The sequence below is a fragment of the Thermoanaerobacterium aotearoense genome, from assembly GCF_009905255.1.
Taxonomy (GTDB): domain Bacteria; phylum Bacillota; class Thermoanaerobacteria; order Thermoanaerobacterales; family Thermoanaerobacteraceae; genus Thermoanaerobacterium; species Thermoanaerobacterium aotearoense.
Genome location: NZ_CP047602.1, coordinates 1,790,209 through 1,809,432, shown reverse-complemented (window position 1 = coordinate 1,809,432; position 19,224 = coordinate 1,790,209). Strand labels below are relative to the sequence as shown.

The 19,224-nt window shown below is 36.4% G+C and carries 18 protein-coding genes and 1 riboswitch; of the genes, 17 read left to right on the top strand and 1 reads right to left on the bottom strand.

Annotated features, from left to right (window positions below; all coding sequences use genetic code 11):
• Positions 1–107 precede the first annotated feature (107 nt).
• The 3 genes from pdxS (at position 108) to GSH73_RS09120 (ending at position 2,280) form a co-directional block, all read left to right on the top strand.
• Entirely contained in the window at positions 108–986 is an 879-nt protein-coding gene (pdxS, locus tag GSH73_RS09130) for a pyridoxal 5'-phosphate synthase lyase subunit PdxS (RefSeq protein ID WP_014758312.1), read from the top strand.
• Position 987: 1 nt separating this feature from the next.
• Entirely contained in the window at positions 988–1,554 is a 567-nt protein-coding gene (gene pdxT, locus GSH73_RS09125) for a pyridoxal 5'-phosphate synthase glutaminase subunit PdxT (protein ID WP_014758313.1), read from the top strand.
• 144 nt (positions 1,555–1,698) lie between these two features.
• Complete coding sequence (locus GSH73_RS09120; protein ID WP_038069441.1) at positions 1,699–2,280, top strand: YdcF family protein; 582 nt, start codon at positions 1,699–1,701, stop codon at positions 2,278–2,280.
• 51 nt (positions 2,281–2,331) lie between these two features.
• Here GSH73_RS09120 and GSH73_RS09115 read toward each other — a convergent pair whose 3' ends face one another.
• Positions 2,332–2,715, bottom strand: coding sequence for a carboxymuconolactone decarboxylase family protein (locus GSH73_RS09115; protein WP_014758315.1), 384 nt, complete (start codon positions 2,713–2,715; stop codon positions 2,332–2,334).
• A gap of 507 nt (positions 2,716–3,222) precedes the next feature.
• On the opposite strand from GSH73_RS09115, the gene GSH73_RS09105 reads away from it, so the two are divergent.
• From GSH73_RS09105 to GSH73_RS09040, 14 genes are all read left to right on the top strand, one after another.
• The gene (locus GSH73_RS09105) at positions 3,223–3,600 is read left to right on the top strand and encodes a nucleotidyltransferase family protein (protein ID WP_014758316.1); all 378 of its coding nucleotides are present in this window, start codon (positions 3,223–3,225) and stop codon (positions 3,598–3,600) included.
• Positions 3,597–4,100, top strand: coding sequence for a ribonuclease toxin HepT-like protein (locus GSH73_RS09100; RefSeq protein WP_014758317.1), 504 nt, complete (start codon positions 3,597–3,599; stop codon positions 4,098–4,100). Before GSH73_RS09105 ends, GSH73_RS09100 begins: the two co-directional genes overlap by 4 nt.
• A 109-nt stretch (positions 4,101–4,209) precedes the next feature.
• Positions 4,210–4,309, top strand: a riboswitch (TPP riboswitch).
• 113 nt (positions 4,310–4,422) lie between these two features.
• Positions 4,423–5,727, top strand: coding sequence for a phosphomethylpyrimidine synthase ThiC (gene thiC / locus GSH73_RS09095; RefSeq protein ID WP_014758318.1), 1,305 nt, complete (start codon positions 4,423–4,425; stop codon positions 5,725–5,727).
• 25 nt (positions 5,728–5,752) lie between these two features.
• Positions 5,753–6,235, top strand: coding sequence for an energy coupling factor transporter S component ThiW (gene thiW, locus GSH73_RS09090; RefSeq protein WP_014758319.1), 483 nt, complete (start codon positions 5,753–5,755; stop codon positions 6,233–6,235).
• A gap of 80 nt (positions 6,236–6,315) precedes the next feature.
• Entirely contained in the window at positions 6,316–6,618 is a 303-nt protein-coding gene (locus GSH73_RS09085) for a ferritin family protein (RefSeq protein WP_014758320.1), read from the top strand.
• A gap of 432 nt (positions 6,619–7,050) precedes the next feature.
• On the top strand, positions 7,051–7,737 hold the full coding sequence (locus GSH73_RS09080) for a GntR family transcriptional regulator (protein ID WP_014758321.1): 687 nt from the start codon (positions 7,051–7,053) through the stop codon (positions 7,735–7,737).
• Positions 7,738–7,778: 41 nt separating this feature from the next.
• Complete coding sequence (uxuA, locus tag GSH73_RS09075) at positions 7,779–8,852, top strand: mannonate dehydratase (RefSeq protein WP_014758322.1); 1,074 nt, start codon at positions 7,779–7,781, stop codon at positions 8,850–8,852.
• Between the two features lie 80 nt (positions 8,853–8,932).
• On the top strand, positions 8,933–9,901 hold the full coding sequence (locus GSH73_RS09070) for an ABC transporter permease (protein ID WP_014758323.1): 969 nt from the start codon (positions 8,933–8,935) through the stop codon (positions 9,899–9,901).
• Positions 9,902–9,916: 15 nt separating this feature from the next.
• Entirely contained in the window at positions 9,917–10,789 is an 873-nt protein-coding gene (locus GSH73_RS09065; protein ID WP_014758324.1) for a carbohydrate ABC transporter permease, read from the top strand.
• A 144-nt stretch (positions 10,790–10,933) separates the two neighbouring features.
• Positions 10,934–12,601, top strand: coding sequence for an ABC transporter substrate-binding protein (locus tag GSH73_RS09060; protein WP_014758325.1), 1,668 nt, complete (start codon positions 10,934–10,936; stop codon positions 12,599–12,601).
• Positions 12,602–12,734: 133 nt separating this feature from the next.
• Entirely contained in the window at positions 12,735–14,804 is a 2,070-nt protein-coding gene (locus tag GSH73_RS09055) for an alpha-glucuronidase family glycosyl hydrolase (protein ID WP_038069454.1), read from the top strand.
• 89 nt (positions 14,805–14,893) lie between these two features.
• Complete coding sequence (locus tag GSH73_RS09050) at positions 14,894–16,054, top strand: Gfo/Idh/MocA family protein (protein ID WP_014758327.1); 1,161 nt, start codon at positions 14,894–14,896, stop codon at positions 16,052–16,054.
• Positions 16,055–16,072: 18 nt separating this feature from the next.
• Complete coding sequence (locus GSH73_RS09045) at positions 16,073–17,143, top strand: Gfo/Idh/MocA family protein (RefSeq protein ID WP_014758328.1); 1,071 nt, start codon at positions 16,073–16,075, stop codon at positions 17,141–17,143.
• Positions 17,144–17,169: 26 nt separating this feature from the next.
• Positions 17,170–19,212: a glycoside hydrolase family 52 protein gene (locus tag GSH73_RS09040; protein WP_014758329.1), complete on the top strand. Its 2,043-nt coding sequence runs from the start codon at positions 17,170–17,172 to the stop codon at positions 19,210–19,212.
• Positions 19,213–19,224 lie beyond the last annotated feature (12 nt).

The window sequence follows — 19,224 nt, the reverse complement described above, 5'->3', positions numbered from 1 at the left end:
ATCCCTTTTTTGTATTCATATTGTACTGATTGACATGTTTGTATTAAATAGATACAATTGATATAAATTAATAAAATTGTTATATAAAAATAGGAGGAATAAGTACAATGAATGAAAGATATGAGTTAAATAAAAACTTGGCCCAGATGTTAAAAGGCGGAGTTATAATGGATGTTACAACACCTGAACAGGCTGTAATTGCAGAAAAGGCAGGCGCAGTTGCGGTAATGGCACTTGAAAGGGTACCTGCTGATATAAGGGCACATGGCGGCGTAGCAAGGATGTCAGATCCGAAGATAATAAAAGCCATCAAAGAAGCTGTGTCAATACCTGTCATGGCAAAAGTCAGGATAGGACATTTTGTGGAAGCACAGGTTTTAGAAGCTTTAAAGATAGATTATATAGATGAAAGTGAAGTATTGACACCTGCAGATGAATCATATCACATAAACAAGTGGCAGTTTAAAGTTCCATTTGTTTGCGGTGCAAGAAACTTAGGCGAAGCATTAAGGAGAATTGGCGAAGGCGCTTCAATGATAAGGACTAAAGGCGAAGCAGGCACAGGAAATGTAGTTGAAGCAGTAAGACATATGAGGACTATCAATGCCGAAATCAAAAAGCTTACGACTCTAAGCGAAGAAGAGCTTATGACAGCAGCAAAAGAATTGCAAGCACCTTATGAATTAGTAAAATATGTTGCGAAAAACGGGAGACTACCAGTTGTGAATTTTGCAGCGGGTGGCATTGCAACACCTGCAGATGCCGCACTGATGATGCAGCTTGGAGCAGATGGAGTCTTTGTAGGTTCAGGCATATTTAAATCAGAGAACCCTGAAAAGCGCGCTGAAGCGATTGTAAAAGCTACGACATATTATGATAAACCAGAGATAATAGCAGAGGTATCAGAAGGATTAGGAGAAGCAATGAATAGCATCGATATAAGGGATCTTTCAGAAAAAGATTTATATGCAAGTAGGGGCTGGTAAAATGCGCGTTGGAGTCCTTGCAATACAAGGTTCTGTAAAAGAACACATAGAAAAACTAAAAAGATTAGATGGCATAACACCTGTGGAGGCAAAAGATAAAGAGACTTTGAAAAACATAGACGCACTTATACTGCCTGGTGGGGAAAGCACTGCCATAGGGAAAATGCTTAATGACTTTGACTTAAAAGATGCCATAATAGATCTTTATAGATTTGGTATGCCTATATGGGGAACATGCGCAGGCATGATATTGATGGCCAAACACATCGCAAATGACGATAAAGTTCATCTAGGCATAATGGACATAAAGGTGCGGAGAAATGCATATGGAAGTCAGCTTGACAGCTTTACTGCAAAACTTAGTATGCCTGACGTATCAAAAGAGGAAGTAGATGCAGTGTTTATAAGAGCACCTTATATTGAGGATGTAGGAGAAAATGTAAAAGTGCTATCTATATACGATGGTAAAATAGTGGCTGCAAGGGAAGGAAACCTTTTTGCTACATCATTCCATCCAGAATTGACGGACGACTTAAGTTTTTACAAGTATTTTTTAGGGCTGCATTAATGCAGCCTTAATCGATATTTAAAAAATTTATTAAAAATTTGATGGCAAAAGAAGGATTTTCAAAATTTATGTTGAATTAAATTAAAGTAGTGATATTATCAAAAATATCCCCATTTTTAGGATAGAAAATTTGGTGTTGCCATGATGAAGCTTTTTATAAAGATTACTGTATTCCTAATGATTTTTCTCATCATTTTAAATATCATTGTAGAAATACAAGTGATAGCATTTGCATATAATATAAAACCACTAAAATCTGATGCTATTATCGTCCTCGGTTGTGCAGTTTACGGTGAAAACCCCAGTCCTTTTTATAAAGAAAGGTTAAATGAGGCTATAAAGCTTTATAAAGAGGGATTTGGCAAATATATCATTGTGTCTGGCGGCAAAGGATCTGGTGAGGATATATCTGAAGCAGAAGCAGGGAAAAAATATCTTTTGAAAAATGGTATACCTGATAATATAGTATTAAAAGATGACGAATCGTATTCAACATTGCAAAACCTTAAAAATTCTAAAAAAATTATGGATGAAAAATCGCTGAAGACGGCAATAATTGTATCAAATAGCTTTCATTTAAAAAGGGCAAGCATGATTGCGAAAGAAGCCGGAATAAATGCAAGCTATTCAGGAGTATTTGTAAAAAGGTATTTTTATGAAGAAGTATACGGCTTTTTACGAGAAGTACCTGCATTATTGTATATGTATTTAAAAAATATTGTGTAAAAGGCTTTCCTTTTTTTGTAGAAGAAGGAAAGCCTTTAGTGAAAGCGTATTTTATTTTTCAGATGGCTTTATCATTAGTCCATTGTTGAAGTGGTTCAAACCGCTCATTAGATCGATGACTGATAAAAGCTCTACTATTTCTTCATCAGTTACGCCAGCTTCTTTTAATTTATTGGTGTATGTGGTTATGCACATTTCACAATTGTTTAAAATTGACACAGTTAAAGCGACGAAAAGTTTTGTTTTAGAGTCGATTTTTCCTGGTCCCATTGCTACTTGAGATTTCTGAAGAAATAATTTTAAATATTCTGGCTTATTTGCCATTGCACGCATTGTTGGAGGAACAAATCCCATCTGCTTTTCTATTTGTTCAAATATTTGCTGTACTTCTGGGCTTGCATCTTCCTTGCTGACTAATTTAACACCTATAGCCATACTATCACTCCTAAAAATGAAATAATATATACCCACCCCTCTGTGATGGGGTATAACATAATGATACTACTATTCTATTGTGAATGCAAGTGAGGTGAAAATTTCAGCTTATGTAAGCTTTGAAGCAATTAAAGAGATATTCAACATATAAGTTCCTGTTAGGTTTTTATAAATTTTTATTATTATACTCGTTAAATATTTGCTGTTGTAATTATTGAATCATAAGCCAGTATATCTCCATGGATGTCACTTGATAGACAGGGTTGGATACAATAAATTTAAAGAGGTTATATTAAAGTGTGTGGAATTAAACCATGAAGCTATGGTTGCAGATAGAATATTTTGGTCAGAAACTGAATACAGGTCTTAAGCCTGTTTGTGATAACTAGCTCAAAAGTGAAAGAAACTCCTTCACTTTTTTGATGGTTTATTGTATATTTTAAGTGAATTGATTATTTTGATGTAAAATGATAAAATTAAGCCATATAAATTTTAGGTGGTGATATTGTGCCGCTTTCGGATCAAGAGAGAAAAAATATGCGTGAAACATGGCGTATAAAATTCAAGAAAGATAGAGAAATAGAAAAATATAGAAAAAAAGAAGCTTTTGATAGAGTGTATAAAATTGCAAAGATTCTAAAAGAAAAGTATTTTGTTGATAAGGTTATATTGTATGGTTCACTTGCAAGAGATGACCGTTTTGATAATCTGTCTGATATTGATATTTTTATTGATGGATGGGATGATAGTAAATTTAACTATTGGACGATGCTGATTGATGTTGAAAATGTTGCAAAGCCTTATAAAATAAGCATAGTTACGCAAAAAGAAGCTTATAAATCTCTGCTAAATGAAATATTAAGAGAAGGGAAGATTATAGAGTGACGGATATTAATAAAATTAAAGTCACATTAGCAAGACTACAATTAGAACTTGAGAATATACAGAAATTGTATGATATTTTAAATGAGAGAGGCTTATTAGATAGTAAAAACAGAAAAGAGAAATTGACTGATGATTTCATGCTAAGGGCTGTTGGCTCTATTTTTCATGATTTTTATACTTCCGTTGAGAATATGTTTAAAATTGTGGGTAGAAATATAGATAATTTGATCCCTTCAAGCTCCGAATGGCATTTAGAATTACTTGAACAAATGTCGACTCCTATAGAAGGAGAAAGGCCGGCTTTTATTAGTTCTAATTCAAAGTTTTTGCTTAATGAGTTTAGGGGATTTCGTCATGTATTTCGTAATGTTTATGGATTTAACCTAGTATCAGAACGTATTGAAAGGCTACTAGATATTTTCCCTCATACTGTTGATAATTTAAAAATGGATGTAGTACAGTTTATAGAAGACATGCAATCTATCATGAGAGATGAGTGATTTGAGGCTTAAGGCTCTAATTACTTTTACTTAATACTGTTGATATAATTTTTACCTTTACAATTTTAGAGTTTTAAAGTATAATTAGATTAAATTTAATACTTGCGTAAATAGTTTGCGGGGGAACCATTTTGGTTGAGAAGGTAAAACCTGACCCTTAGAACCTGATGTAGTTAATACTACCGTAGGGAAGCAAGCTTTTGATTATAAAGCTTTACCATGCGGTAAGGCTTTTTTTATTTACTACATTTAAGTATAACCTTCTTTCTCCCCTTCATTTTACAAATATCAAAACAAAATAATTTATGAAAGGATGAGCAAAATGAACTACACTACGCAATTAGACGCAGCAAAAAAAGGAATTATAACTGAAGAGATGAATGTTGTGGCAGCAAAAGAGGACATTGAAGTAGATTTATTGCTGAGCAAGGTAGCTTCTGGTAAAGTAGTCATACCTGCTAATAAAAATCATGAAGCATTAAGTCCTGAAGGCGTAGGGGAAGGACTTAGAACAAAAATAAATGTAAACTTAGGTGTATCAAGGGACTGCAACAATATAGATGCAGAATTAGAAAAGGCAAAAAAGGCAATAGAAATGAAGGCAGAGTCTATCATGGATTTAAGTTCATATGGTAAAACTTTTGAATTTAGAAACAGATTGATAGGCATTTCTGAAGCCATGATAGGTACTGTGCCAGTATATGATGCTATAGGATATTACGACAAAGATTTAAAAGATATTGTTCCTTCGGAATTTATAAAGATCGTCGAAAGGCATGCACAAGATGGCGTTGATTTTATGACTATTCATGCAGGTATCAATAGAGAAACAGCGGAAATTTTCAAAAGAAATGAAAGACTTCTAAATATCGTTTCTCGCGGAGGCTCTTTGTTATATACGTGGATGGAATTAAATGACAAGGAAAATCCTTTTTATGAGTATTTTGATGATATTCTTGACATATGCGCTGAGTACGATGTAACAATAAGCCTTGGCGATGCATTGAGGCCAGGCTGTATAAATGATTCTACAGATGCATGCCAAATAAAAGAGCTTATAACTCTTGGAGAATTGGCAAAAAGAGCTTATGAAAAGAATGTTCAAGTGATTATTGAGGGCCCAGGTCATATGAGGCTAAATGAAATCGAAGCAAATGTTCTGTTGGAAAAAAAGCTATGTAATGGTGCACCGTTTTATGTATTGGGGCCAATCGTAACAGACATTGCACCTGGATATGATCATATTACAAGTGCAATTGGTGGTGCAATTGCCGCAGCAAGTGGAGCGGATTTCCTGTGTTATGTAACACCCGCTGAACATCTGAGGCTTCCAACGATTGAAGATATGAAGGAAGGCATCATTGCTGCTAAAATAGCTGCTCATGCAGCAGATCTGGCAAAAGGCATACGCAATGTAGAAAAATGGGATAATGATATGTCTTATGCCAGGAGAAAGCTTGATTGGGATGAAATGTTTAGATTAGCCATAGATCCTGAAAAGGCAAGAAGGTACAGAAATGAATCTCTACCACATGATAGCGAGACATGTACAATGTGCGGAAATATGTGTGCTGTAAAAAACATGAATAAAGTTATTACAGGAGAAGATATAAGCCTATTAAAATAGTTTTTTAAAATGAGGAGGATTGTAAATGAATATAAAAAAGATCACTTATTCAGCTATGCTGATTGCAATCGGTGTAGTTTTTGCAAATTTTGTATTTTTCCCCGTAGGTGTTTCGAAAACGACACCTATACAGCATATAATTAATGTCATAGCTGCAGTGACACTTGGTCCAGGATATGCGGTACTAATCGCATTTTCAATATCCATAATCAGAAACATAATGGGGACTGGAACACTATTGGCTTTTCCAGGCAGCATGATTGGTGCTTTATTGGCAGGGGTTTTATATAAATTGACAGGGAGAAAGATCTTAGCTGCTTTAGGTGAGGTTTTTGGTACAGGGATAATAGGAGGTCTTGTGGCATTTCCGATAGCTAAATATATCATTGGTAAAGATGTGGGAGCACTTTTCTTCGTCACTCCATTTTTAATAAATACAGTAACAGGAAGCATTATAGCCCTTATTTTGCTTGAAGTTTTGGATAAGTCGAAAAAGGTTTATAAATAAAATATGCTAATTCGGTAAATTCCTAATTTTGTGATATAATGAATTTACAATCAAATAACAATAAAAAAGGGGGCTACAGTATGCCTGATTTTGGTACTCCATTTGCTGGACTTGCAAATAAAAACAAAATAACTCATGAAGAGCTTATAAGAGCTATACGATTTATGGTGGCAGCAGAGTATGAGGCTATACAGTTATACATGCAATTGGCAGAGTCTACAGATAATAAATTAGCAAAGGATGTTTTAATAGATATAGCTAACGAAGAAAGAGTGCATGCCGGAGAATTCTTAAGGCTTTTGAAGGAATTATCACCAGACGAAGAAAAGCTGTATGAAGAAGGAGCAAAAGAAGTAGAAGAGATGATTGAAAAAAATAAATAGATTAGGTGTAGTAAAATTTCACTGAAATGCTGATATGAATACACAAAAATAACGCTTTTAGATTTCGTAAATAAGGAAGGGAAAGATATGGCTTTAAAGGTACAAGTGAAAACTCTCTTGTGCCTTATTTTTAATTTCAATCTTTGTTTTATTTTTCCATAAAAAATTTTTTTAAAAAAAGAAGGATTTTTTGAATTTGCGTAGAATATTTATAATATAAAGAGCGACATATTAATATACTAGTATACAAGTTAAAACTAAAATGATTTTTACTAACTCATTGCTTTATGTCCCCTATGAAATATTTTTAGGAAGAAAAAATTGAATAAAAAAGAAGGAATTTTAAAAAATGTGTCGAATATATAGAAATATGAATATTAATATTCTAGTATACAAGCATACAAGTTATTCAAAAATAGGGGATGTGAAGCGATGGGATTAGAACTTTTGGAAAACAATACGTATGAGTCTAAAAAAGACTACATCTACAGGATGATTAGAAAGAACATAATCGACATCAATCTAAAACCTGGAGAGGTTATATCGGAGAATGATATAGCTAATGCATTTGAAACCAGCAGGACACCTATTAGAGAAGCATTTACGAGGCTGGCAAATGAAGAACTGATTGAAATCTATCCACAAAAAGGCACCTTTGTTTCTTTGATAGATATAAAGCGCGCTCAAGAAGCAAAATTCATGAGGGAAAACCTTGAAAAAGAAATCGTAAGACAGGCTTGTAGAGAGTTTCCAGATGACATCTTGTTTCAGCTTGAAGCGAATATAAACCAGCAAGAATTTTGTGTCATGAAAGAAAATTATATAACCATATTCGACTTAGACAACGAGATGCATGAGCTTATATACAGAGGATGTAAAATGGATAGAATATGGTCGGCCATAAGGTTTATAAGCGGTGATTATGACAGAATAAGGACATTGAGATTGTCTTCTGATACTGATTGGGATGCTATCATAAGCGATCACAAAAATATTGTAAGCGCCATAAAGGAGAAAGATGAAGAAAAAGGTTTAAAGATAATAAGTGAACACTTGACAATGATAGACAGAGATGTAGTACTTTTGAAAGAAAAATATCCAGAGTACTTTAAACAATAAATTACATTGCAACAAAAATCTACAATAAGGGAGTAAGATATATGAAGATGACTTTCAGATGGTTTGGCGAAAAAGACGACAGCGTGACACTTTGGCAAATTCGCCAGATACCGGGTATCTATGGGATTGTAGGGGCTTTGTATGATGTGCCGGTAGGAGAAATTTGGCCAATTGAAAAAATACTTGAATTAAAGACAAAAGTTGAGTCATACGGCCTTAAACTGGAGGTGATAGAGAGTGTAAATGTTCACGAAGACATCAAATTGGGACTTCCGACGAGAGATAGATACATTGAAAATTATAAACAAACTATAAAAAACCTTGGCAAGTTAGGGATAAAAGTCGTATGCTACAACTTCATGCCTGTTTTCGACTGGATACGTACGAATCTAAATGAGGAATTACCTGACGGATCTTATGTAATGTCATACGATGATGATATGTTAAAAGGGAAAGATCCGCTTAAGCTTATTGAAGACATGGACAATGGATCAAATGGCTTTATACTTCCAGGGTGGGAACTTGACCGCCTTAAAGAATTGAAGACGCTGCTTGATATGTACAAAGATGTTGATGAGGAAAAACTGTTTGAAAATTTAAAGTACTTCTTGGAAAATGTAATACCGACATGCGAAGAATACGATGTGAAAATGGCTATACATCCAGATGATCCGCCATGGTCATTATTTGGACTGCCAAGGATCGTAACTTGCAAAGAAAATCTTGAAAGGATTGTAAACCTTGTAGACAGTCCTTACAATGGATTGACGCTTTGCAGTGGTTCTTTAGGCTCAAATCCTGAAAACAATATACCGCAGCTTATAAGGCATTTTGGAAAGATGGGAAGAATCCATTTTGGTCATGTAAGGAATATAAAGTTTATAGGAGAGAGAAAGTTTTACGAATCAGCGCATTTATCAAGCGAAGGATCATTTGATATGTTTGAAATCATGAAAGCTTATTATGATATAGGTTTTGAAGGATATATAAGGCCAGATCATGGTAGGATGATATGGAATGAGAAAGCGAGACCGGGATATGGACTTTACGACAGAGCTTTAGGTGTGACGTATTTGAATGGACTTTGGGAAGCAATAAATAAGATGTCTAAATGAACTATTGTAAGAAAACAGTTGACAGTATTAAAGGCTATATTAAAACTAATTATTTGTTTTGCTGAGAAAGGAGAAAAAGTATGGATTCTGCAATGATTAACAAAGGTGGGGGTAAGGAGGCTAAACAAGGGAAAAATAGGGATTTTAAGAAAACATTAAAAGCTATTAAAAAAGATTGGCAATTATATAGCCTGCTTATACTACCTATAGCATATTACATCATATTTAGATACGTGCCTATGTACGGCAATATCATAGCTTTTAGGAGATTTGTTCCTGGAGGACCTGTATATGGCACGGAATGGGTTGGACTTAGGTACTTTGACATGTTTATACATGACCCATCGTTTTGGCAAGTATTTAGAAATACGATAATTTTAAGTGTTGAGTATTTGGTAATAAGCTTTCCGTTTCCGATAATTTTTGCCTTGCTTTTGAATGAGATCAAAAGTACGTGGTTTAAGAGATTTACCCAAACAGTGTCATATTTGCCATACTTCATATCGACTGTCGTTGTGGCAGATATGATAATGCAGATACTTGATCCATCGTCAGGCGTTATTAACATGATTGTAAAACATTACATTGGGCATACTATCAACTTTTTGGCAGAGCCTCAATGGTTTAGGACTATATACATTGTTTCAGGTATTTGGCAAGGCATGGGTTGGGGAGCTATACTGTACCTTGCAGCGCTGACAAATATCAATCCAGAATTGTACGAAGCGGCTATAATAGATGGTGCCAGCAGATGGCAACAAACAATATATGTGACTATTCCAGGTATATTGCCTACGATCATGATACTTTTGATATTAAACATTGGTGGTCTTTTATCAGTAGGATTTGAAAAGATACTGCTACTTTATAATCCATTGACATATTCTACGGCAGATGTCATATCGACGTATCTGTACAGAATGGGGCTTGTTTCAAATAACTTTAGCTATGCCGCAGCAATAGGCATGTTTGAAGCAGTGATAGGTCTTACTTTGGTTTACACTGCAAACTACTTGTCAAGAAAATTCACAGAATCCAGTCTATGGTAAGGGAAGTGATGATAGATGAAAGAGTCGAAACAATATAAAATATTTAAAGTAGTAAATACAATAATAATGATTTTAGTAATATTGGTTACACTGTATCCTTTCTGGTATCTATTAAGTGTGTCTTTAAGCGGCGAAAAATACGTTTATGCAGGTTTGGTGTCTTTATATCCAAAGGGCTTTACATTAAAGACGTATCAAGTTCTTTTGGCAGAAAAAGAATTCTGGACCAGCTATAAAAATACGATTATTTATACTGTTGTAGGTACACTTGTTTCACTGTTTTTGTCGACGCTTTTAGCGTATCCGTTGTCTAAAAAGCGATTAAAAGGTAGAGGAATCATTTTAGGCTTTGTGGTGTTTACTATGTTTTTTAGTGGTGGACTTATACCGACCTACCTTTTAGTAAACGCTTTAGGCATGAGAAATACCATATGGGGTGTTGTGCTTCCAGGTGCAGTCAGCACGTTTAACGTAATGGTTATGAAGACTTTCTTCGAAGGCATACCGGCGGAGTTAGAGGAAGCTGCAGAAGTTGATGGAATGAGCACATATGGTATTCTTCTTAAGATAATCCTTCCGCTTTCAAAACCTATAATGTACGTTATGGCGCTTTTCTACGCAGTAGGCGTTTGGAACAACTGGTTTGGTCCATTTATATACCTTGATGACAGCTCAAAATTTCCTGTTGCACTTTATTTGAGAAATATTTTAGCAGGTGCACAGCAGACGGCGGTTAGCAGTACATCTGACCAAAGTGAATTGGCTCAAATATCTGCGACTTTAAAATCAGCCAGTGTCATATTGACTTCGATACCAATCATGATGGTATATCCATTTATACAAAAGTACTTTGTTCAAGGTGTCATGATTGGTTCATTAAAAGGTTAAAAGGCATCATTAATGATTATTTAATTCAATAAAAAAGGAGGGAGCATTTGAGTTGATTTTTAAGGGGGTGGTGGCAACATAAAAAACCAAATCTTTATGATGATAAGCTTTTGATTTTAATTAATTAAGAGGAGGATATTTTATATGAGTAAAAATGCAAAAAGATTGCTGTCGTTTTTGCTGGTTGTAGTTTTGGCTGTAGGTGTTTTGTTATCAGGCTGTGGAAATAAAAATTCTTCGTCCAGCAGCAACAATACAAGCAAACAAACTCAGACTGCCACAAACAATAGCGATCCACAAAACCTACACTTTAAATCAGATAAGCCATTAGAATTTACAATGCTTTATAGCGACCATCCAAATTATCCTTACAAATCAGATTGGCTTTTGTGGAAAGCCATAAAAGATGCTACTAATGTCACGCTAAAGCTTACTATAGTGCCAATGAGTGATTATGCTCAAAAGAGAAGCCTTCTTATTAGCTCAGGCCAGGCACCAGAGATAATACCAAAGACTTATCCAGGACAAGAGGTACCATTTGTTTCATCAGGTGCAATACTGCCAATAAGCGACTATATAAATCAAATGCCTAATTTCTCAAGAGAAGTAAAAGAGTGGGGACTTCAAAATGACATCAATTCATTAAAGCAAGCTGATGGAAAGTTCTACGTTTTGCCAATGTTGCATCAAACTTATACAATGCAATATTCGCTGGCAATAAGACAAGATATTTTTGAGAAAAATAATATACCGATTCCAAATACATGGGATGAATTGGAATCAGCTTTGAAAAAGTTGAAAGAAATATATCCAAACACATATCCATTGTCGGATAGATGGCAAGGCAAAGCTTTAATAGGTGAAGCATTACCGACATTTGGTGTGCCGATTGCAGGAAGCGATGGACTATTTGATTGGACTCAAACTTCAACTGTTTTGTACAACAGCGCAAAGGATGATTGGGAATTCTACCCAACATCACAAGAATACAAAGATACATTGACATACTTCAATAGACTTGTAAAAGAAGGACTTCTTGATCCAGCCAGCTTCACACAGACAGACGACCAAGCAGTACAGAAATTTGTAACAGGCAAGTCATTCGTCATCATGACAAATACGCAGGAAATTCAGAATATGATCAATCAGATGAATCAGACATTAGGAAAAGGTAACTTTAAAGTGACGCAGATTTTACCATTGGCAGGACCAAAAGGTGGCGTTATTGCAGGCAATCGTCTTGAAAACGGTATAATGATCTCGGCTAAAGCAAAAGACGATCCAAACTTCCCACAACTTCTTAAGTTTGTAGACTGGTTGTGGTACAGCGAAGCAGGTGAGACCCTTACAAAGTGGGGTGTTGAAGGCGTAACGTATCAGAAAGTCAATGGTAAGTTCCAGCTTATGCCTGACGTAAACTACATGAACTTGAACCCAAGCGGCACAAAGAACTTGCAGAAAGATTATGGTTTCTCTGGTGGTGTCTTCTGCTTGCTGTATGGTGGTCCAAAAGATCTTGCTGAATCGATGATGACTCCAGAAGTAGCAAATTTTGAAAACCAAGTTAATACTCAAAGAAAGCTGTTACCAGTTGCACCGCCTGTGCCGTTTACTGAAAGCCAGAGAGAGCAAGCTAATATGCTTAGCCAGCCAATTTCTGACTATGTAGAACAGATGATGTTGAAATTCATAACAGGTGTTGCATCTATAGACAAAGACTGGGATAGCTATGTACAACAAGTTAATGCTAAAGGCGTAGATCAATTAGTCAAACTTACGAATGATGTATATAAAAGCAGCAAAAACAAATAATGATTGATGTTCATTCTATTTTCCCTTTGATGGCTTGTGCCTTCAAAGGGAAAAATGTTAGTGAGGTAAATTTACTTAAGAGTTCAAAATGATGGTATCATATTATTATAATGGACTTGTGGAGAGTGATATTATGATTAGCGATAGGAAATTTGCTGGCAGTATGTACGACTGCTGGCTTAGATATGAAATTTGTGATGAAAAAGTACTTGATGAATATAAGGATTATTTTAAGTATATTGTCGTTAAAAAAGATAATCCGATTATAAATAATGCTGTCGACGAGCTTAAAAAAGCTTTATCAAAGCTTGTAGATGATGCAAAAGTGTTAAGGCACATGATAGAATCTGATTGCATTTTTATAGGCACGCTTGATGATTTTGAATCAGAAGGATTATATGTTGACTTAGAAGATGAACTTAAAAGTGAAGGATTTGCATTAAAGATATTAAAAAGAAATGGTAAAAATGTATTGTCCATAATTGGCGGAAGCGAAAAGGGCGTTTTATACGGTGTTTTTCACCTTATAAGATCTGTGTTTGGCGGTAAAAATCTGGAAGATACATTGTGCATTGAAAATCCTCAAAATGATTTTAGGATATTAAATCATTGGGATAATATGGATGGCAATATTGAAAGGGGATATGCGGGAAAATCTATTTTCTTTAGAGATAATCGCATAGTCCAAGACTTTTCCAGGATAAAAGATTATGCAAGGCTGCTTGCATCCATTGCAGTAAATGGAGTCGTAATAAATAATGTCAATGTTCATCAGCAAGAAACTAAGCTTATTACAGATGAATTTTTACCTGATGTGGCGAAGATAGCAGATGTATTTAGGAATTATGGAATAAAGACGTACTTAAGCATAAATTTTGCATCACCTGTTGAGATAGGTGGCTTGTCTACTGCAGATCCACTTGACGATGGAGTTAAGAAGTGGTGGAAAGATGCAGCATCGAAAATATACAGTTACATTCCTGACTTTGGCGGCTTTTTAGTGAAAGCAGATTCAGAGTTTAGACCTGGACCATTCACGTATGGGCGCAATCATGCCGATGGTGCGAATATGTTGTCTGAGGCATTAAAACCATATGGAGGTATTGTCATTTGGAGAACATTTGTATACAATTGCATGGTTGACTGGAGAGACCGATCTACAGATAGGGCAAAAGCGGCTTATGATAATTTCAAACCGTTAGATGGAAAATTCTTAGATAACGTCGTCTTGCAAGTTAAAAATGGACCGATGGATTTCCAGATCAGAGAACCAATCACACCACTATTTGGCGCCATGGAAAAGACAAATGTTTTTATGGAGTTCCAGATTACTCAAGAGTATACAGGACAGCAGAAACACTTATGTTACCTTGTGCCGCTTTGGAAGGAAGCTTTAGACTTTGATACATTTGCAAAAGGAGAAGGCTCGTTTGTGAAAAAAGTTGTAAATGGCAGCTTGTTTGGAGCAAGATATGGTGGGATTGTGGCTGTGGCCAATGTAGGAGACAGTGAGTGTTGGACAGGACATCCACTTGCACAATCAAATCTTTATGGCTTTGGAAGGCTTGCATGGAATCCGGACCTTTCATCGAGGGAGATAGCTGAAGAATGGGTGAGGCTTACATTTGGATGTGATAAAGATGTTTTGGATACAGTCGTACCGATGCTTTTGGAATCGAGAGAAATATATGAGGAGTACACAAGCCCTCTTGGGATAGGGTGGATGGTAAACCCAGGCCATCATTATGGCCCTAATGTAGATGGATATGAGTATTCTCATTGGGGTACGTATCACTACGCAGATTTTAAGGGCATAGGCGTCGATAGGACTGTAGCAACAGGCACAGGTTACACAGCACAGTATAAAGAGCCTGTTGCAAAGATGTACGAAAATATAGATACATGTCCTGATGAACTTTTGCTATTTTTCCACCATGTACCGTACAGCCACAAGTTAAAATCAGGTAAGACGGTCATACAACACATATACGACACTCATTTTGAAGGTGTAGAGCGAGCAGAAAAAATGAGGGATGCTTGGATTACGTTGAAAGGAAAAATAAGCGATGAGATTTATGAGGCTGTGTTAGAAAGATTTGACATACAAGTAGTTGATGCTAAAGAGTGGAGAGATGTTGTAAACACTTATTTTTACAGGAAGACTGGCATAAAAGATGAACATGGAAGGAAAATTTATGAATAACCGACTTAGACGAAGCTTGGGAGAGAAATACAGTAAAAATCGAAAAATTTAGATTAATAACTTAGTTGATTGATTGGAGGAAGTTTATTATGATTAATATAGCCATAATTGGGGCAGGTAATATTTCATCTGCTCACATACAAGGCTTTTTAGAGTTTAAAGATAGGTGCAAGATTGTCGCTATAGCTGATATCTACGAAGACAAGGCTTATGAAAAAAAGAAGCGGTTTGGCTTAGATGATGCCATATTGTACAGCAATTACAAAGAGATATTGGAAAGAGAAGATATCGATTTGGTGGACATATGTACGCCGCCTTACACACACGCAGACATTGCAGTGGAAAGTTTAAATTCTAAGAAACATGTAATCGTAGAAAAACCGATGGCATCATCATTAGAAGAATGCGACAGGATGATTGAGGCATCAAGGAAAAACAAAAAGCTTCTTTCAGTAATAGCGCAGAACCGCTTCAGAACGCAATTCATGAAGCTAAAGAAGGTTGTAGAATCAGGTTTAGCGGGGGATATAGTACATGCACAAGTTGACTCATTTTGGTGGAGAGGTCATTCATACTACGATTTGTGGTGGAGAGGCACATGGGAAAAAGAGGGCGGTGGTTGCACATTAAATCATGCAATACACCATATAGACATGCTTATATGGCTTTTGGGGATGCCTGAAGAAGTGCAAGCTGTAATGAGTAATGTAGCGCATGACAATGCAGAAGTGGAAGACATATCCATAGCCATATTAAAGTACAAAAGCGGCGCTTTAGCCCAAGTAACCAGTTCGGTAGTTCACCATGGAGAAGAGCAACAAATTGTGCTTCAAGGCAAAAAAGCCCGAATATCAGTGCCATGGAAAGTATATGCATCTACAGCATCCAGCAATGGTTTTCCATCTGGAGAAGATGAAGAACTGGAGAGGAAAATACAGGAATACTACGACAGCCTTGATGTGACAAAATACACAGGGCACACCCCACAGCTTGACGATGTATTAAAAGCATTAGAATCAAACCATGAAATTTTGGTAAGTGGTAGCGACGGAAGAAATGCAATAGAACTTATAACCGCCATATACAAAGCAGCCACGACAAAAGAAGCTGTCAAATTGCCACTTGAAAAAGATGATCCATTCTACACAGTAGATGGAATAATGGCAAGAGTGCCTCATTTTTATGAGAAAAAAACGTTTGTAGAAAATTTCAATGACGAACGCATAACATTTGGAAGGGAAATAAAGTAAAAAGAGGAGGAACGCCAAATGAGCAAAGAAAACGGTATGTACTATATGCCTGAAAGCAGGGCTAAAAAAGTCTGTGGCGATGGAGAATTTAAATTTGCAGCCATTGGATTAGATCATGGGCACATATATGGAATGACAAAAGGCTTGATAGAAGCTGGTGCTGAAGTAAAGTGGGCATATGACAAAGATCCAGAAAAAGTAGAAAGATTCATAAAAGCATTTCCGACTGCAAAAAAAGCTAAAGGTGAAGATGAAATACTCATGGACAGTGAAGTAAGATTAGTAGCAAGTGCAGCAATACCGTCAGAAAGATGTGACATAGGCTTAAAAGCAATGGATGCAGGTAAAGACTACTTTGCAGATAAACCTCCAATGACGACATGGCAGCAATTAGAGAAAGCAAAAGAAAAAGTCAAAAAGACAAGTAGAAAGTATGCTGTGTACTATGGAGAGAGGCTTCACAACGAAGCATCAGTTTATGCTGGACAGCTAATAGAAAAAGGAGCAATAGGCAGAGTAATACAAGTATTAGGGATGGGACCACACAGAGAAGGAAAAGGAAGGCCAGATTGGTTTTACGAAAAAGACAAATTTGGAGGCATACTGTGCGACATAGGAAGCCACCAGATAGAGCAGTTTTTGTATTATACAGGTGCAAAAGACGCAAAAGTCCAATCAGCAAAAGTAGCAAATTACAATCACAAGCAATATCCCACATTTGAAGACTTCGGCGATGTGACGCTAATTGGAGACAATGGAGCCACAGGATATTTCAGGCTTGATTGGTTTACGCCTGATGGACTTGGCACATGGGGCGATGGAAGGCTGTTTATATTGGGCACAGAAGGCTACATAGAGCTAAGAAAGTACATTGATGTTGCCAGAGAAAATGCTCCAGACCATGTGTACTTGGTAAACAAAGACGGTGAATTTTTAATAGATGTAAAAGGGAAGGTAGGGTTTCCTTTCTTTGGGGACTTGATACTGGACTCATTAAACAGGACAGAAAATGCCATGACTCAGGAGCACATTTTTAAAGCAATAGAGCTGGCACTGGAAGCTCAAACAAATGCCATAAAGGTTGAATGAAATTTATTTAAGAAGAGGTGTTTTAAATGATAAGTAAATCTTTTTATGCGCATCACAGCGCATTTGGCGCTTTCTCAAGTTTTGTAATCGGTAAATGCGGTAAAGGCGGTGGCGTCGTACTAAATGATGTTCGGCCGCCTGAAAACAACGTCTACATTGGATACAAAAGAGATGGTGTTATAAGCTTGCTGCCATTTATTAAAGATGATACAAAAAATGCTGAAGAAGAGTTTACAGGAGAAGTCTCTACAAGCAAAAAAGAAAAAAACATAAAAATCTTTGGGGAAGATGAGATAGAAAGAGAGTTATGCTGGGCATCAGACACTTGGACAGCAGGAGACTTCAAATTTTCCATCATCACTCCATTTGGATACGTAAAAGATCCTTCGGTGATGAATGGAGACGAAAAGAAACTTGCACTGGCACCTGTCATATTTGTACAGTTGACAATGGATAATACTGACAGCGATAAGGATGCTGAGATGATATTTGGCTTTGAAGGTCCGAAAAGGATATTATCTGAGCTTACAGATGGAAAATACTTAGGAGGAGTATACGGCAGAAAATACGGTTTTGCTATCAAAAAAAGCGATGATGTAAGAGAGCTTTCAAGGCTTGATATTTTGACATCATGGGCAAATGACAACTATCAAAATCATGGGCTTGGCAGAGCGCCGTCTTTGATATTTAAAGTGCCGAGAGGGGAGAAAAGGACATATACTGTGGCATTGGCAACGTATCAAAGCGGCGTCATAACAACAGGAATCGATGCTGAATTTTACTACACATCTGTTTTTAAGTCATTGGAAGAAGTATTATCCTTTGGACTTGACAATCAAGATTATTACTTAAATTTAGCAAAGGAAAGAGATGAAGAGCTTAAGAAAAGCGGTTTAAATGAATACAGGCAGTTTTTATTGGCACATGCAGCCCACAGTTACTATGCCAGCACGGAGCTTTTAAAGAGAGACGATGGTATGCCTCTTTGGGTGGTAAACGAAGGCGAATACATTATGATAAATACATTTGATTTGACGGTTGATCATGTCTTCTGGGAAATGAGGTTCCATCCTTGGACGATTACAAATACATTGGATCTGTACTATGAAAAGTACAGCTACAGGGATCAAGCAGGTCTTGCCTTTACGCATGATATGGGTGTCGCAGATGGTTTTTCTAAAGAAGGCTATTCATCTTACGAGCTTCCAAACCTGACTGGATGTTTTAGCTACATGACACATGAGGAGCTTTTGAATTGGGTTTTGACAGGTTCTGTCTATGCAATAAAAATAAATGATAAAGAATGGTTAAAGAAAAACATGGGTGTATTCGAAGATTGTTTCGATTCTCTTGTGGCAAGAGATAAAAATAATGATGGAATAATGGACGTTGACAGTTCAAGGTGTGAGACGGGGTCGGAAATAACGACTTACGATAGCCTTGACGAAAGCTTGGGACAGGCGAGAAACAATCTATACCTTGGTGTTAAGACATGGGCAGCTTACGTGATGTTGCATGGTTTGTTTAAAGAAAATGATCTTAGTGAAAAGGCAGAAAAAGCTTTAGAAAAGGCAAGACAGGCTGCTAATACTATCGTTGCCAAGTTTGACGAAGAAAATCAGTATATACCTGCAGTATTTGAGAATGGCAACACATCAAGGATAATACCTGCTGTAGAGGCATTGGTATATCCATATGTTGTAGGATATACTGACTTTGTAAGTGAAGATGGTGTATTTGGTGGGCTTATAAAAGCCTTAAAGAAGCATGTAATGACGATTATGAAGCCTGGTATATGCATAGATGAAGTATCTGGAGGTTGGAAGCTTTCGTCAACCAGCAAGAACACATGGAATAGTAAAATTTTCTTATGCCAATATGTGATAAAAGATGTGCTTAATATAGACTTTGGAGACAAAGAGATTGAGTGGGACAAAGTACACGCAATGTGGCAACAGGTGTCTTGCAGTGAAGATTGCGCTACAGATCAGGTAAACAGCGATACAGGTACGCCAAGAGGAAGCCGCTTGTATCCGAGACTTGTGACAAGTGTATTGTGGATGAAATAGACTTTGGGGGTC